The sequence below is a fragment of the Pseudomonas sp. GW821-FHT05H12 genome (assembly GCF_059419385.1).
In genome coordinates this window covers 48,218-64,558 of record NZ_JBWKRS010000006.1, presented here as the reverse complement: position 1 = coordinate 64,558, position 16,341 = coordinate 48,218, and the positions used below count along the sequence as shown (strand labels likewise).

Below are 16,341 nucleotides of genomic sequence, written 5' to 3'. Positions count from 1 at the left end.
CTGGACTTCCTGGCTCATTACCGGCTCGGGCATTTTTTTAGGTATTGCAGCTAACGTTTTTTTTGCCTGAGCTAGACTCTTCGGCTGCGAAAAAAACTAAAGCACCGCCCCATCGCTAACAAGCTGCCCTTTTAGACAGGTAGGCTCCAATGCCACGCGCACGCGAACGCCCGCCTGCGAAAAATCGCAAGCGGGCGTGGGGTTAACAGGTGTGGGTCAGGCTTGTTCGCGGATATAGCCCAGTTGCAGGGCCTTGCGAATGGCAGATTTGCCGTTGGTGACGTCCAGCTTGTCGAAGACGTTTTTCATGTGGAATTTGACCGTGCGCGGGCTCATCGACGTCAGCAGGGCAATCTCGTTGTAGGTCTTGCCCAGGCTGGTCCACGACAGCACTTCGGTTTCGCGGGGGGTGAGCACGGTCTGCTGGGTCAGTGCAGGCGCGCAGCTCTCCAATGCCTCGTCGTACACCGAGACCAGCAGCATCTGCAGCTCGCTTTTGTTGGCCAGCACGGTGTCGCGAAACCGTTGCCCTTCGCCGAAACTGCACAGGTTGAGGATCGAGTAAAACCCACGGTTGCCGTGCACGATAAAACTCGCGCCCTCCCCCACCGGCGCGCAGGGCCCGGGCACCGGCACGGCCTCTTCAGCCGGTGTCAGCAGGTTTTCATCGCTCCAGAAGAAGGGTTTTACCCGTTCCTTGGACAGAGAGAGCAACTGGCCGCGCTGATAGAAGTCATCGGCCGAGTCCGCGCGCTCCAGGGCGTCGGGGTAGTTGGAGATGATCTCCGCCTCATCCAGCGTCGGCCCGCATTGATAGACCTCGAAGTGCCCAAGCCCCCGTCGGGTCAGCTCGGCATCGAGCAGTTGGCGCACGTCGGCAGGCTGCATGGGCGTGCTGTTATTGGGTTGACCATTGCTTCGCATGAATCTCGTCCCTGATGAGTGACTACGGGTGAGCCTAGCGTTCTGGCCGGAGCGCTTCAATCCCGAAGCTCCCGATTCAGAGTCGACTCACCCAGTAGGAAATATCCCTACACAACAAGAAGAATGAAACATGCCCCAAACGCCTTGTCCAGTGGTTCCCACGGTAAGCCGACCATGGGCAGGACAATCCCTCAGCTCAGACCACCTGTGCGGCAAACACTTCACGGAAACGCTGCATCTGCTGCGCACTGCCAACGGTCACCCGCACCCACTGCGGCCAGTTCTTCCACACCCGCCCGATCAGTACACCGTGCTCGGCCAGCCGCTCGATGACCTGCTCGGCGGGGCGTTTCACGTCGATCATGAAGCAGTTGCTGGCCGACACCGTGCAGGTAAAACCGCGTGCCTTGAGCCAGGCCACCGTCTCATCGCGGGCCCGGGCATTGAGCGCCTTGCGTTGGGGCAACAGCTTCACGTCTTCCAGGCTGGCGTGGGCGCCCAGCAGGCTGGAGCCGGCCGGCACGTTGTCGCCGCCGAATACCGCCAGCCGCTCCAGCAACGCCGGATGGCCAATCGCCAGGCCCACACGGGCACCGGCCAGGCCGTAGATTTTCGAGAAGGTGCGCAGCACCAGCAGGTCGTCGTGCTCTTTGACCCAGCTGATACAACTGGGCGCATCGGAGAAGTCGATATAGGCCTCGTCCACCACCAGCACGCTGCCCTTGGGCTTGTTCGCCAGTGCCTCGCGGATGGCGTCGGTGGGGGTCAGGGTGCCGGTGGGGTTGTTGGGGTTGCATACGTAGAGCATGCCGGCTTGGGGGTCAGCAGCCAACATGGCGGGAATGTCGTGGGCGTGCGCAGCGTTGAGGTTCACTTCCTGAACCGGCGCCTTCCAGTTTTCGGCTGCCTGGCGCGGCACTTCATAGGACGGCGTGCCCATCACCAGGCTGCGCGTAGTGCTGGTAAACGCCAGCACGGCATAACGCAGGGCCGCCATCGAGCCGGAAAACACCGCCACCTGGTCTTCGGCAATGCCTTGTTGCTGGGCGAACAGTTCGGCCAGCGCATACATATGGCCATAGGGATACAGCGCAGCGGTGGCGATCCCCCGCTGCATGGCCTCCCGCGCCGCGCCAGAGGGCCCGTAGGGGCTTTCGTTGTAGTTCAGCCGCAGCCTCTCGGCCTTGGCCGGTGGCGGGCTGGCAACCGCCCATTCCAGGCGCCCCAGCAGAGGCAGGGCTGCGCCCACGGTGAGAAGGGACCGGCGACTGACGCTGAACATGGAGCTACTCCTTGTAGGCGGGCGATGAATTCTCACTACTCATTCAGAGGGGTATGACGAGCATTGCCCCGGCTGATTTAACGGGCGCCCAAGAAAAAGCCCCGCGCTTCTCTCGAAGGCGGGGCTTTTTCACTGCAGGACCACTCAGTGAGCGTAGGTCAGCAACAGCTCTTTCGGCACTTGGAAATCCAGGGACATCATCACGCTGAGCGCGGTGATGGTGAAGATCGAGAACACGAACAGCTTGCGCGCCCAGACAGTGTCATCCACCGCCTTGTAGCCGGTCCAGGCCATGTACAACCAGTACATGCCCATGGCAGCCGCGACGGCGAGGTAGCTCATGCCGGCGTAGCCACTGAAGGTCAACATCAAGGTCGCCAGAAGGAAGGCCAGGATGTACAGCAGGATGTGTTTCTTGGCCACCTGAATGCCACGCTTGACCGGCAATACCGGAATCGACGCAGCCAGGTAGTCATTGAAGCGGAAAATCGCAATGGCGTAGGAGTGCGGCATCTGCCACAGGCTGAACATCACCAGTAGCGTCAGCGCGGCCATGTCGAAGCTATTGGTCACAGCCACATAACCAATCACCGGCGGCATCGCCCCCGACAGACTGCCCACCAGCGTGCCGTGAACCGACTTGCGCTTGAGGTACAGGCTGTAAAGGCCGACGTAGATGACAAACCCGATCACGGCAAACAGCGCCGCCAACGGGTTGGCCACCTTGTACAACAGTGCCACACCGGCAACACCCAGGACGGTCGCGTAGACCAGTGCCAGTTTCAGGGAGATAAGGCCCTGGACCAGCACACGGTTCTTGGTGCGTTCCATCTTGATATCGATATCACGGTCGATGCAGTTGTTGAACACACATCCGGAAGCTACCACCAGGGACGTGCCGATCATTGCAGCCAGGAAGATGGCCAGATCGACATGTCCCTTGGAGGCCAGGAAGAAACCGCCCGCCACAGAAAGCACGTTACCGAAAATGATCCCCGGTTTGGTGATTTGGATAAAGTGCTTAAGCGACATCGGGTCTTACCTCACTTCGCCATCATGAACGTATGGATGCTGAACATGATCCATATCGACAGGCCAACCAGCAGCACGATTACGATGCCTGCGAACACGAAGGCAACCACGTTATCGCGCTGTTCCTTGGAACGGTCCAGGTGCAGGAAGTACACCAGGTGAACCAGAACCTGAATCACCGCGAATGCCAGCACGATCATCAAGGTGACCGACTTTGGCAGGGTCGGGTACATCACCAGACCAAACGGGATGAGCGTCAGGATGACCGACAGGATGAAGCCGATAGCGTAGGACTTAACGCTGCCGTGGCTCGCATCATGGCTGTCATGGGAGTGTGCATTAGCCATTACAGAGTCCCCATCAAGTAGACGACGGTGAATACGCAGATCCAGACCACGTCCAGGAAGTGCCAGAACAGGCTCAGGCAAGTCAGGCGAGTCTTGTTGGTGTTGGTCAGGCCGTGTTTATTGACCTGATACATCATCACCGCCATCCACAGCAGGCCAGCCGAAACGTGCAGACCGTGGGTGCCTACCAGCGTGAAGAACGCGGACAGGAAGCCGGAACGGTGCGGGCCGTAGCCTTCGGAGATCAGCAGGTGGAACTCGTTGATCTCCATGCCGATGAAGCCCAGGCCGAACAGGAAGGTCAGTGCCAACCAGCTCAGAACGCCTTTCTTGTTGCCCTTGTAGAAGGCCAACATGGCGAAGCCGTAGGTGATCGAACTGAACAACAGCAAGGCGGTTTCGCCGAGCACGTAAGGCAGTTCGAAGATGTCGTGGCCCGACGGGCCACCCGCTACGTTGTTTACCAGTACCGCGTACACCGCGAAGATCGACGCAAACAAGATGCAGTCGGTCATCAGGTAGAGCCAGAAACCGAAAACGGTCATTGGCCCCGAGTCGTGGTGATGGTCATCGTGCCCATGGTCATCGACATGGGCGTGTCCAGCATTGGTCACTAAGTTCGACATGGTTTAAGCCTGTTCCAACGAGGTTTCTACACGGTTGGCCGGAATCTTCTTCTCGGCTACCAGGCGAGCGTGCTGCTCGGCTTCGATGCGCTCGATCGTCTCGACCGGCACCATGTAGCCTTGATCATCACGGGCAGCGTGAATGATGAAGTAACCGATAGTGCCCACCAGGCTCACGATCGCCAGCCACCAGATGTGCCAGATCATCGCGAAACCGAATACGGTCAACAGGCCGCCCATCACCACGCCAGTGGCGGTGTTGTTTGGCATGTGGATCGGCTCGTAGTGCTTCGGACGCTGGTACGCAGTACCGTCTTCCTTGGCTTCGGTGAACGCATCAATGGTGTTCGCAGTAGGGATCACGGCGAAGTTGTAGAACGGCGGTGGCGACGAAGTCGACCATTCCAGGGTGTGGCCATTCCATGGGTCGCCGGAGTCGCAAGCGTTCTGCTTACGGTCACGGACGCTCACGTACAGCTGGATCAGCTGGCAGGCAATACCCACAGCGATCATCACCGCACCGAACATGGCGACGTACAGGTACGGCACCCACTCAGGGTTGGTCGTGGCGTTCAGACGACGGGTCATGCCCATGAAGCCCAATGCGTAGAGCGGCATGAACGCGACGAAGAAGCCCGAGATCCAGAACCAGAATGCAGCCTTGCCCCAACCTTCGTGCAGCTTGAAGCCGAACGCTTTCGGGAAGTAGAAGCTGAAACCAGCGATGTAACCGAATACAGCACCACCAATGATCACGTTGTGGAAGTGAGCGATCACGAACAGGCTGTTGTGCAGGACGAAGTCAGCACCCGGGATGGCCAGCAGTACGCCGGTCATGCCGCCGATGGCGAAGGTCACCATGAAGCCCAGGGTCCACAGAACCTGGCTGGTGATACGCAGACGGCCGTGGTAGATGGTGAACAGCCAGTTGAATAGCTTCACCCCCGTCGGGATGGAAATCAGCATCGTTGCCAGGCCGAAGAAGGCGTTGACGCTGGCACCCGAACCCATGGTGAAGAAGTGGTGCAGCCACACCATGAAGCCCAGTACAGAAATTGCGCCCGATGCGTAGACCATCGAGTGGTGACCGAACAGGCGCTTGCCGGTAAAGGTCGAGATCACTTCAGAGAAGATACCGAACGCTGGCAGGATCAGGATGTACACCTCAGGGTGACCCCATGCCCAGAACAGGTTCACGTACATCATTGGATTGCCACCAAGTTCGTTGGTGAAAATGTGGAAATCCAGGTAACGGTCAAGCGACAGCAGCGCCATGGTAGCGGCCAGGATCGGGAACGAAGCCACGATCAGGACGTTGGCCCAGGTGCAGGTCCAGGTGAAGATCGGCATGTCCATCAGTTTCATGCCAGGGGCGCGCATTTTCAGCACGGTGGCCAGGAAGTTGACCCCCGTTAGCGTCGTCCCGAGCCCTGATAACTGTAGCGCCCAGATGTAGTAGTCCACACCCACGCCCGGACTGTACTGAATGCCCGACAGTGGCGGATACGCAACCCAACCGGTCTTGGCGAATTCGCCGACGCCCAGGGAAACGTTGATCAGCACAACGCCGGAAACCAGCAGCCAGAAGCTCAGGGAGTTCAGGAACGGGTAGGCAACGTCACGGGCACCGATCTGCAGCGGCAAGGCAAGGTTCATCAGGCCGGTGAAGAATGGCATCGCCATGAAGATGATCATGATCACACCGTGAGCGGTGAAGATCTGGTCATAGTGTTCAGGTGGCAGGTAGCCAGGCGACCCCTCGGTGGCCATGGCCAGCTGGGTACGCATCATGATGGCGTCGGCAAAACCACGCAGCAGCATGACCATGGCAACGATGACGTACATGACGCCGATTTTCTTGTGGTCGACCGACGTCAACCACTCGGTCCACAGGTAGGACCATTTCTTGAAATAGGTGATACCTGCTACGAGCGCCAGACCACCCAGCGCGATCATGGCGATAGTCACCATTACGATCGGCTCGTGGAACGGGACCGCATCCCAACTTAATTTACCAAACATCGTTTACTCCTCTGCCCCAGCAGTTGAATGCGCGCCCGTTTCAGAACCTTCAACCGCGGCCACTTCTTTCTTCTCGTGCTTGACCGGCTTGCCTGGCTTCATACCTTCGTACTTGTCGACGATTTTCTGAAACAGGTTCGGCTCGTACGTGGAGTACAGGGCGACTGGGTTGTTCTGGCTTGGTTTGGTCAGGGCATCGTATTCAGCTTGATCAAGCTGTTTAGGTGCGGCCTTGACTTCGGCTACCCAGGCGTTGAAATCGTCCTGGCTCGTCGAGATCGCTTTGAATTTCATGCCGGTGAAGCCAGCGCCGCTGTAGTTAGCGGAGATGCCTTCCATTTCAGCTTTTTCGTTGGCGATCAGGTGCAGGCGAGTCTGCATGCCTGCCATCGCGTAGATCTGACCGCCCAGGGCTGGGATGAAGAACGAGTTCATCACGGCGTCGGAGGTGATCCGGAAGTTAAGCGGGGTGTTCTCTGGGAACTTGATCTCGTTGACCGTGGCGATACCCAGGTCCGGGTAGATGAACAGCCACTTCCAGTCCAGCGCGACCACTTCGATGTTGATCGGCTTGACGTCGGATTCCAGCGGACGGTACGGGTCCAGCTCGTGGGTCGACTTATAGGTGATGTAACCCAGGGCGATGATGATGAGGACCGGTACCAGCCACACCGCGATTTCAATCTTGGTGGAGTGCGACCACTTGGGCGCGTAGGTGGCGCTGGTGTTCGACGCGCGGTATTTCCAGGCGAAGGCGAAGGTCATGATGATCACAGGGACCACGACCAGCAGCATCAGCAGAGTAGCGGTGATGATCAGGTTGCGTTGATCCAGACCGATCTGTCCTTTTGGGTCCATCAAGGTCCACTTGCAGCCTCCGAGCATTAACATCATGCCAAGCAGCGGCAAAAAGCCTAGTAATCGGGGGTACCTGTTTTTACTCATCTCACGACCTCTAAAGCAGCTTGCGCAATGCAGTTGGGTTTTGATCGCCAACACTTCACCCTGCCAAGGGTTGGCATTTCTCTTCGATTGAATAAGAGCCTGCCCGCTACGCCATAACGGAGCGTTTCACGGACCTGCGGTGAGTTCTTATTCGATTTCGTGGTTAAAGGCCTTGTTACAGACCAATTCCATTTGGTGCGGATAGTTGAAAGGCTGCCGGAACCTGGGGTCGCACAGAGCCATCCATCTGCCCCTCGACCGCTCCAATGCTCAAATATTGAACAGCACCGGACATTCAGTGCGGGCGATTGTAGTTAGCTAGCGATGTATAAACCATGTCTTATAAAGAAATAATTTTTATCGATTACAGCAATAATCCTTCACCATTATTGCAACGGTTCGCGATCTTATCGCGTTCGATTCTCAACAAAAACCACAAAAATTGCCGTGTTATTCGATAAACCGTCACATCCCTTACACGCTGTAAGGGCATGCAAAACGGATCCAACCCCCCATAAAACAAGGCATTCGGACATCACCGAACGGCTCGGACGACAGGTGTTTCGCGGGATCGTTCAAACGACGAACTGACAGCACAAATCACGCGCCCGAGGCAAATTTAATGGGTTACGCGCGGGGTCAGAAACGTCCTGCGACAGGTTCCGTGTGACAACATGTCGCACGCTGCGCGCACCTGAAATTGCTCCTCGTCACGGCAGTTTCACAAAATTCCTACACAGCAAAACGCCCCGGTCTCCCATCTGGAGAACCGGGGCGTTTTGCAAAAACGACTCAGGTGTTGCGTTGGCGATTACGGTAGATGCCCAGCGGCACCAGGATCACCGTCAGCACGAAAGCCACCAGCGCCCATTGGGCCAGGGACAGGCCGAGGATCGGTGGGTACGGCGTGCTGCAGAAGCCATCCACCTGGAACCCCAAAGGGAACACCTTGGCCAGGGGCAGCTCATCGACAATCGGCTGCAGCACATCCACGCCGCAGCTGACCTCAGGGAAGAACTGGGTGTACACATGGTGACCGGCCGCCGCGACACCGCCCAGGGCGCTGAGGATCACCAGCCCTTCGAACAGCGTGACCGCGCCCTTGGTGCGCATGGCCGCGCCGATAAACGCGAACACGGCGATCAGCAGCAACGCATAGCGCTGCAGGATACACAGCGGGCAAGGCGCCTCGCCCAACACCACCTGCATGTACAACGCACCGCCGATCAGCGCCAGGCAGATGATGCCCAGCAACACCAGAAAGCGCCGCTCCCTGCCTAAACGCAATTCGTCACTCATCTCGGGTTCCCTTTGTTTGGTTGTGCCAATGGCCGCAAGTTTACACACAGAGAGTGGTTTAAACAGAAGGGGGTTAACGGGGGATTAATCGAGGAAAATGTTGTGGCTGTGCGGACGCCATCCCTGTAGGAGCCGGCTTGCCGGCGATGCAGACGACTCGGTACATCAGGCGTACCCAGCGGATGCAATCGCTGGCAAGCCAGCTCCTACAGTTCTGATGGTGTTATTCCAGTGCCGCTGCCGGGCCGAAGAACTCATAACGGCTCTGCTGCTCCGGCACACCCAACGCCTTAAGGTGACGCTTGACCGCGCCCATGAAACCTTTAGGCCCCAGGAAGTACGCATCCACATCACGCTGCGCCGGCAACCACGCCGCCAGTTGCTCCTGGGTCAGCATGCCCACCTTGTCTGCGGCCGGGCTCACGCCATCGTCCTCGGCATAGCAGTAGAAGCGCTTGAGTTGCGGGTGCTTGGCGGCCAAGCCGTCCACCCAGTCACGGAACGCATGCACCCCGCCGTTACGCGCGCAGTGGATAAAGTGCACCGGGCGCTCGGTGGCCAGGGCCGCTTCGAGCATCGGCAGTGTCGGCGTGATGCCCACCCCGCCGCTGATCAGCACCAGCGGTTTGTCGCTGGCCGCCAGGGTGAACTCGCCCGAAGGCGGGAACAGGTCGATAGTCGCGCCGACGTGCATCTGGTCATGCAGGTAGTTGGACACCCGCCCACCGGCTTCACGTTTGACGCTGATGCGGTACAGGCCCGCATCGCTCAGGGCCGAGAGGGAATAGTTGCGGCGCACTTCTTCGCCATCGAGCACCAGCTTCATGCCGATGTATTGGCCAGGCGCAGCCGCCAGGATCGGGCCGTTGTCCACCGGGGCAAAATAGAAGGAGATGATTTCGTCGCTCTCTTCCACACGCTTGACCAGAATGAACGGCCGCGCACCGCGCCAGCCGCCCGGGGCCTGGGCTTTCTCGTCATAGATGGCCGCTTCGGCGCCGATCAGGATGTCGGCCAGCTGGCCATAGGCGGCGCCCCAGGCACTCATTACCTCAGGCGTGGCGATCTCGCTGCCCAGCACTTCGGAAATTGCACGCAGCAGGCAGGCGCCCACGATCGGGTAGTGCTCCGGCAGAATCTGCAGGGCCACATGCTTGTTGATGATCTTGGCGACGAGGTCGCCCAACTGGTCCAGTTGGTCGATGTGCCGTGCGTACATCAGCACGCCGTTGGCCAAGGCACGCGGCTGGTCGCCACTGGCTTGGTGGGCCTGGTTGAACAGCGGGCGAACCTCCGGGTACTCGGAGAGCATCATGCGGTAGAAATGGGTGATCAGCGCTTCGCCGCCGCTTTCCAGCAGGGGCACAGTGGATTTGACGATGGCACGGTCTTGGGCACTAAGCATGGCAGACTCCTGGGTCTTTTGACTGATTGCCTTTACTTACTCAGTATTCGTGCCAACTTATTAATCCTTATATTTCAATGACTTGAATAAAAAATAGTCATTTTGACTTCCTACACCTTATAGTCATAAGGACTACAAGGAGTCATTATGACTGCACACTCCCTGCTCACCACCCTGCTCCCCCTGGTCGCCGACCTGTCCCGCGATCTGCCCGAGAGCGAGCGCTACCGCCGCCTGCTGCAGGCCATGCGCGCCCTGCTGCCCTGCGATGCCGCCGCGTTGCTGCGCCTGGACGGCGAGTGGCTGGTACCGCTGGCGGTGGATGGCTTGAGCGCCGACACCCTGGGCCGACGCTTCAAGGTCAGTGAGCACCCGCGCTTCGAGGTGCTGCTGAGCAGCCCCGGTCCGACCCGCTTTGACAGTGACAGCCAACTGCCCGACCCCTACGACGGTCTGGTGGACGGCATGCACGGCCACCTGGAAGTCCACGATTGCATGGGCTGCCCGCTGTTTGTCGACGACCGGCCGTGGGGCCTGCTGACGTTGGATGCCCTCGACACCGAACGTTTCGAACGGGTCGAGTTGGACGCCCTGCAGGCCTTCGCCAGCCTGGCGGCGGCCACGGTGAATGTCGCCGAGCGCATCGAGCGCCTGGCCCTGCGTGCCGAAGATGAACACCAGCGCGCCGAGATCTACCGCCAGGCCAGCGGCCAGCAGCACAAGGAAATGATCGGCCAGAGCAAGGCCCACAAGCGCCTGGTCGAGGAAATCAAACTGGTGGGTGGCAGCGACCTGACGGTGCTGATCACCGGCGAAACCGGGGTGGGCAAAGAGTTGGTGGCGCAGGCGATCCACGCCGCGTCCGCGCGCGCCGACAAACCCTTGATCAGCCTTAACTGCGCCGCCCTGCCGGAAACCCTGGTCGAGAGCGAACTGTTCGGCCATGTGCGTGGTGCGTTTACCGGCGCGCTGAACGAGCGCCGTGGCAAATTCGAGCTGGCCAATGGCGGCACGCTGTTCCTGGACGAAGTGGGTGAACTGTCCCTGACCGTGCAAGCCAAACTGCTGCGCGTACTGCAAAGCGGTCAGTTGCAGCGCCTGGGATCGGACAAGGAGCACCAGGTGGATGTGCGCCTGATTGCCGCCACCAACCGCGACCTCGCCGAAGAAGTGCGCAACGGCCGCTACCGCGCCGACTTTTACCACCGCCTGAGCGTGTACCCGCTGCAAGTGCCGGCGCTGCGCGAGCGTGGCCGTGATGTGTTGTTGCTGGCGGGTTACTTCCTCGAACAAAACCGCTCGCGTATGGGCCTGGGCAGCCTGCGCCTGACCAGCGATGCCCAGGCGGCGCTGCTGGCCTACAACTGGCCGGGTAACGTGCGGGAGCTGGAACATTTGATTGGCCGCAGCGCACTCAAGGCCCTGGGCAATTGCCGCGAGCGTCCGAAGATTCTCAGCCTGAGCGCCCAGGACCTCGACCTGCCCGACGTCAGCGCGCCGCCTGCAATAGAAGCCGCGGCCGAAACAGCGCCCGTGGTCAGCGGCGACCTGCGCCAGGCCACCGAGCAGTACCAGCGCCAAGTGATCAGCACCTGCCTGGAGCGCCATCAGCACAACTGGGCCAGCGCCGCCCGCGAACTGGGGCTGGACCGCGCCAACCTCGGCCGCATGGCCAAGCGCCTGGGCCTCAAATAACCCCACAACGCGGATCATATGTGGCGGCTGGCTTGTGTAGGAGCTGGCTTGTGTGGGAGCTGGCTTGCCTGCGATGCAAGCACCTCGGTCTCTCAGTTGCACCCAGGTGACGCTATCGCAGGCAAGCCAGCTCCCACAGGTTTAAACCAGCTTAGCTTCGAAGGCCGGGCTCACAGGCTTGGGTTTACGAAACACCAACACATTCCCCAGCATGACCAGTACCAACCCCGCCAGGGCCGGGGCGGTCCACTGGTAGCCCTCGGCAAACGCCGAGACGTTCAGCGCCACCACCGGGAACAACACTGTGCAATACGCCGCACGCTCCGGCCCCATGCGCCCGACCAGGGTGAGGTAGGCGGTAAAGCCGATCACCGAACCCGGGATCACCAGGTACCACAGGGCGCCGATGTAACGCGCACTCCAATCCATGTCGAACGGGATGCCGCGCACCGCGCAGTAGGTCGCCAGCATCACCGAACCGTAGGCCATGCCCCATGCGTTGGTGGTCAACGGCTTGAGCCCGGCTTTCTGTTGCAGGCTCGAGAGCATGTTGCCCGCCGAGAAACACATCGTGCCGAGCAACGCCAGGCCCAACCCCAGCAAGGTCTGCGGGCTGGCGGTATGCCCGACCAGTTCCGGCCAGAACAAGAAACCCAGCCCCAACAAGCCCAACGCGCCGCCCATCAATACGTTGCGCGCGACGCGTTGGCCAAAGAACACCCGGGCATTCAGCGCGTTCCACAGCGTGGCGGTGGAAAACACCACGGCCACCAGGCCGCTGGGGATCCACTGGCTGGCGGTGAGAAAGCACATGAAGTTCACGCAGAACAGGCACAAGCCCTGGGCCAGGCAAATCAAATGCCCGCGCCGGTTCATCACCTGCAACTTGCGGCTGAGCAACAGCAGCACAAACAGCACCAGGGCCGCCAGGCCAAAGCGGTAGACGATCGACACGGGAATCGCCACGACGCCCAATTGCCATTTGAGGGCGATCCAGGTGGTGCCCCAGATCAACACGGTGAGTACATACAGGAAAAGGTTCATGGTGGGCTCCGGTGATTGAGCCACAGTGTCCCTCGCAGCCAGCCCCGATCTCTTGCACATTCTTGCGCTTTTGTCGGCTGGCAGGATCACAGCAGCCGCTGCGCAGAGTAGGATGCAAGGCGTCGGAGAATACACACCATGCCTGATCTGCAATCCCTGCAAGTCTTTCAAGCCCTCAACCGCTCACCCCACGCCCGCCTCGAGGCCTGCGCCGAGCTGGGTGACGGCTTGTCTGCAGCCTTGTGGAGTAACCATCACGATTCCCAGGATTACCAGGCGCCTGGGCACCACACCCTGTCGTGCTACATCGGCGGCGGCACCGGTACCTTTCGTCGCGATCAGCCGGGCACCAAGGGCGGCCCCGACAAGCTGTGCATCCTGCCGGCCGAACACCGCTCGGCCTGGGTGATCAACGGCGAGATCCGCCTGGCCCACGTGTATTTCAGCCCGGAGCAATTTGCCCTCGGCTGCGTCACCCTGCTCGACCGCGAACCCCGTGAGCTGCAATTGCGCGAAAGCACCTTTCTTGAAGACGCCCGCCAGGCCCAACGTTTTCACCAACTGATTGCGCTCAACTGGCAGGAACCGGCCGAGCGCTTGCTGACCAGCAGCCTGGCCCATGAAATGCTCAGCCACACCTTGCTCAGCCAGGTGGGCGCACGTGAAGGGCTGCGTTTGAAAGGCGGGCTGGCCGCACACCAGCGGCGGCTGTTGGTGGACTACGTCGAGCATCACCTGGAAGAGCCGATCAGCCTCGGCCAATTGGCGGGCCTGTGCGCGCTATCGGAATACCATTTTGCGCGGATGTTCCGCCAAAGCTTCGGCCTGCCGCCCCATCAATACCTGCTGGCACGTCGCCTGGCCCGCGCACAGGCCTTGCTGCGCGGCGGCACCCTGCCGCTGGGCGAGATCGCCTGGTTGTGCGGTTTCTCCAGCGCCAGCCACTTCACCCACCGTTTCCGCCAGGCCATGGGCGCGACGCCCGGGGAATACCGCCAGGCGTTCGCTTAACCTTCAACCGCCCATCAAGCCCAATGTCTTGGCCTTGGCCACCGCTTGCGTGCGACGCTCCACGCCCAGCTTGCTGTGGATACGCCGCGCGTGGGTCTTCACGGTGTGCAGGGAGATAAACAAGCGGTCAGCGATTTCCAGGTTGGAATTGCCCAGGGCAATCAACTGCAACACCTCCAGCTCGCGCTGGCTCAGCGGGTTGTCCACCGCACCGGCGGGCGACGCCTGTGGCTCCAGGCCCAACTCGCTCAGCAGCCCGGGCGAACGCAGGCGCAACTCACGAATGGCTTGCTGCACCTGGCAACGCCCCGCCAATTCCAAGCCCGCGCGCAAGGCTGTACGGGCCTGGGCCGGGTCACCCAGTTGCCATGCCACTTCGCCCAACACCAACAGCAGCTCGGTCTCCAGGCACAGCATGCCGCGCTCGCGGGTGGCATCGAGCAAGGCAGTGAGCCGTGGGATCGGTTGCTCGGCGCAGCCCAGTTTGACCTCGGCCAATACCAGCAGGTATTCCAGGCGCGGGATCAATTCCAGCGTGGCGGGCGGCGCCTGGCGGGCGTTTGGTCCACGGAAGTGGCGCAACACCCGGCGAACCGCTTCCATCGTCAATTCGGCGCGGCCTTGCTGCAGCCAGAAATGCCCGCTGACCAACAGCAACACGGCGCGATACACCGTGTCGGGTACATGACGCTGTTGCATCAAGCGCTCGGCCTCCCGCAACTGGATAAACGCCTGGGCGTAATCGCCACGGTTCGCCGCCAGTAACGCCAACCCGAGAAACCCGTACAGCACGCGCTTATCCTGACTGTGCAGGCACATCTTCAAGCCCGCGTCGAAACACTCGGCCGCCACTTCATCCTGGCCTTGGCGCAACGCCAGGTGCCCGCGCCGCAACGCGATACGCCCCACCAGCGGGCCAGCCTTAAGCCGCTGCGCAAGCAACCTCGCCTGCACCTGTTCAAGCAGGCTTTGCGCCCGGTACGGCGCACCGCGTTGTTCCAGCAATTGCGCGTGATCCAGTTCGAGCAGAGCCTCCAGCAACAGCGAACCATGGGCACGGGCCAGGCACAACGCTTCGCGGCTCAAGGCTTGGGCCGTATCCAGCTCGCCGCGCAGCAACGCTTGCTGGGTCAGCCCCGACAGGCACATCAGGCGCGAAGTCCACGCACTGTCGGGCAAGGCTTGCAGCGCCTCCAGGAAATGCTCGCGGGAACGCTCGGCATCGCCGCCCAGGTGCAACAACCAGCCCCACTGCGCCTGCCAACGCGCCAGCAAATAACGTTGCTGGGCCGCCGTCGGTTGCGGCGTAAAACGCGCCAGTTGATCGATACATTGCGCGGCCTGTTCAAAGCGCCCGGCGAACAGCAACGCGGCCGTGACCAGCCCCACCAGTTGCGCAGAACCGAGCATCAATTCATCGCCATGCTGCTCGTGCAGGCGCAGCAGCAACGCGGCGTTCTGCTGGCGGAACAGGTCTTCGAAACTGAAGTGCTGCAACAGGCTCACGGCCACTTCGTACTCTTCAGCAAGCAAGGCTTGTTCGAAGGCGGCCTGCCAGTCCTGCTCGGTGGTGAACCACTGACAGGCCCGCCGGTGCCAGGAGCGTTTGGCCGGCCAGGGTTCGTCACTCAGCAATCGGGCAAGCGGCGGGAAGACCTGAAGCCAGTCAGTGTCCTCCCACGGCTGGATGAACGCGCCAAGCGCCTGTAAATCGCGCAGGTAGTGGTCACCGTCACCAAAGCCGAACAAGTGCTCACACAGCCCCGCATTGAAGCGCGGCAGATGGGCGAGCACGCGCCAGGCCTCCGCCAGCTCGGCCGGCAAGGTGCCAAACAGTTCGTGTTGCAGGTAGTCGAGCAAGGTCTTTTCAGGGTGGCCATCGCCCAGCAAGGCGATGCGCACGCCCGCGCACCAGCCGCCGCTGAACTGCATGACACGCTCAACCGACTGCCCTGGCGCATGCCGCAGCAGTGACTGGACCTCTGCCGGGTTGAATGCCAATTCAGCGCCGCACTCCAGCAACTCATCGTCGAGCAGCAAGCGTGGCCAGTTGCACAACGGCCGTCGGCGCGCACCCAGCCACCACGTCAGCGCGGGGCTGGTGGCGGTGAGCAGGCGGTCGAGCAAGGCGTCGGTGTCTGGTGTGGGCAGACGGCAGAAATCATCGAGGAATAGCCATGCCGGGGTTTGCCAACGGGCCAGGTCCAACAGCAACGTGGCTTCATCGGTGAAGGCCAGGCCCAGGTTTTGCGCCAGCCGCTGGCACAGATCGAGGGGGCTCAAGGCCGCGCCATTGAGTGGCAACCAATGCACCTGGCACCCCGTGGGCGCCTGCAAGGCGCATTCGGCGAGCAACGCACTTTTGCCGCTGCCACCGGGCGCACACAGCAACTTCACACGCACCTGCGCCGCCAGCAACGGTTCGGCCAGGCGCGGGCGCAATAAATGGTGGGAGGACAGCCGTGGCATGAATCCAGGACGGTCCAGGCAGCGTGTCATGGCGGTCATTGCTGCATCCTGCTTTTTTATTGTTATGCAACCTGGCGCCTACCCTAGTCCTGTGGTCGGCGGTTGTTGAAGAAGTATTCAGCGAACTGATTTCAAGCCATGCATAAAACCGACTGTGGGGGGGGGGGGGGGGGGGGGGGGGGGGGGGGGGGGGGGGGGGGGGGGGGGGGGGGGGGGGGGGGAGGGGGGGGGGGGGGGGGG

Annotated in this window: 13 protein-coding genes and 1 pseudogene; 3 read left to right on the top strand and 11 right to left on the bottom strand. The window is 60.9% G+C overall.

The window, feature by feature from the left end; all coding sequences use genetic code 11:
• Nucleotides 1-216: 216 nt before the first annotated feature.
• The 7 genes from AC07SU_RS07185 to cyoA form a co-directional block, all read right to left on the bottom strand.
• The gene (locus AC07SU_RS07185) at nt 217-924 is read right to left on the bottom strand and encodes a helix-turn-helix transcriptional regulator (protein WP_176996979.1); all 708 of its coding nucleotides are present in this window, start codon (nt 922-924) and stop codon (nt 217-219) included.
• A gap of 196 nt (nt 925-1,120) precedes the next feature.
• Nucleotides 1,121-2,206 (bottom strand): pyoverdine biosynthesis transaminase PtaA, encoded by a 1,086-nt coding sequence (gene ptaA / locus AC07SU_RS07180; protein WP_494996603.1) that lies wholly within the window; start codon nt 2,204-2,206, stop codon nt 1,121-1,123.
• 144 nt (nt 2,207-2,350) lie between these two features.
• Nucleotides 2,351-3,238 (bottom strand): heme o synthase, encoded by an 888-nt coding sequence (gene cyoE, locus AC07SU_RS07175; protein WP_060754363.1) that lies wholly within the window; start codon nt 3,236-3,238, stop codon nt 2,351-2,353.
• A gap of 11 nt (nt 3,239-3,249) precedes the next feature.
• Complete coding sequence (gene cyoD, locus AC07SU_RS07170) at nt 3,250-3,585, bottom strand: cytochrome o ubiquinol oxidase subunit IV (RefSeq protein WP_494996602.1); 336 nt, start codon at nt 3,583-3,585, stop codon at nt 3,250-3,252.
• Nucleotides 3,585-4,211, bottom strand: a complete 627-nt coding sequence (locus AC07SU_RS07165) for a cytochrome o ubiquinol oxidase subunit III (protein ID WP_058426759.1) — start codon at nt 4,209-4,211, stop codon at nt 3,585-3,587. The genes cyoD and AC07SU_RS07165 overlap by 1 nt, the downstream gene beginning before the upstream one ends.
• A 3-nt stretch (nt 4,212-4,214) precedes the next feature.
• Nucleotides 4,215-6,233, bottom strand: a complete 2,019-nt coding sequence (gene cyoB, locus AC07SU_RS07160; protein WP_176996976.1) for a cytochrome o ubiquinol oxidase subunit I — start codon at nt 6,231-6,233, stop codon at nt 4,215-4,217.
• A 3-nt stretch (nt 6,234-6,236) separates the two neighbouring features.
• Nucleotides 6,237-7,178, bottom strand: a complete 942-nt coding sequence (gene cyoA / locus AC07SU_RS07155) for a ubiquinol oxidase subunit II (RefSeq protein WP_176996975.1) — start codon at nt 7,176-7,178, stop codon at nt 6,237-6,239.
• Between the two features lie 27 nt (nt 7,179-7,205).
• Between cyoA and AC07SU_RS07150 the strand changes: the two are divergent.
• Nucleotides 7,206-7,496, top strand: a pseudogene (locus AC07SU_RS07150) (hypothetical protein).
• Nucleotides 7,497-7,970: 474 nt separating this feature from the next.
• Here AC07SU_RS07150 and AC07SU_RS07145 read toward each other — a convergent pair.
• Nucleotides 7,971-8,477: a disulfide bond formation protein B gene (locus AC07SU_RS07145; RefSeq protein ID WP_494996601.1), complete on the bottom strand. Its 507-nt coding sequence runs from the start codon at nt 8,475-8,477 to the stop codon at nt 7,971-7,973.
• A gap of 223 nt (nt 8,478-8,700) precedes the next feature.
• On the bottom strand, nt 8,701-9,882 hold the full coding sequence (gene hmpA / locus AC07SU_RS07140; RefSeq protein WP_494996600.1) for an NO-inducible flavohemoprotein: 1,182 nt from the start codon (nt 9,880-9,882) through the stop codon (nt 8,701-8,703).
• A gap of 147 nt (nt 9,883-10,029) precedes the next feature.
• Between hmpA and norR the strand changes: the two genes are divergently transcribed.
• Complete coding sequence (gene norR, locus AC07SU_RS07135; RefSeq protein WP_494996599.1) at nt 10,030-11,577, top strand: nitric oxide reductase transcriptional regulator NorR; 1,548 nt, start codon at nt 10,030-10,032, stop codon at nt 11,575-11,577.
• A 141-nt stretch (nt 11,578-11,718) separates the two neighbouring features.
• On the opposite strand, the gene AC07SU_RS07130 is transcribed toward norR, so the two are convergent.
• Complete coding sequence (locus tag AC07SU_RS07130; RefSeq protein WP_494996598.1) at nt 11,719-12,621, bottom strand: DMT family transporter; 903 nt, start codon at nt 12,619-12,621, stop codon at nt 11,719-11,721.
• A gap of 138 nt (nt 12,622-12,759) precedes the next feature.
• Here AC07SU_RS07130 and AC07SU_RS07125 point away from each other — a divergent pair, with 138 nt between their 5' ends.
• The gene (locus AC07SU_RS07125; protein WP_176996970.1) at nt 12,760-13,632 is read left to right on the top strand and encodes a helix-turn-helix domain-containing protein; all 873 of its coding nucleotides are present in this window, start codon (nt 12,760-12,762) and stop codon (nt 13,630-13,632) included.
• Nucleotides 13,633-13,635: 3 nt separating this feature from the next.
• On the opposite strand, the gene AC07SU_RS07120 is transcribed toward AC07SU_RS07125, so the two are convergent.
• Nucleotides 13,636-16,140, bottom strand: a complete 2,505-nt coding sequence (locus AC07SU_RS07120; protein WP_494996597.1) for a LuxR C-terminal-related transcriptional regulator — start codon at nt 16,138-16,140, stop codon at nt 13,636-13,638.
• Nucleotides 16,141-16,341: the final 201 nt, after the last annotated feature.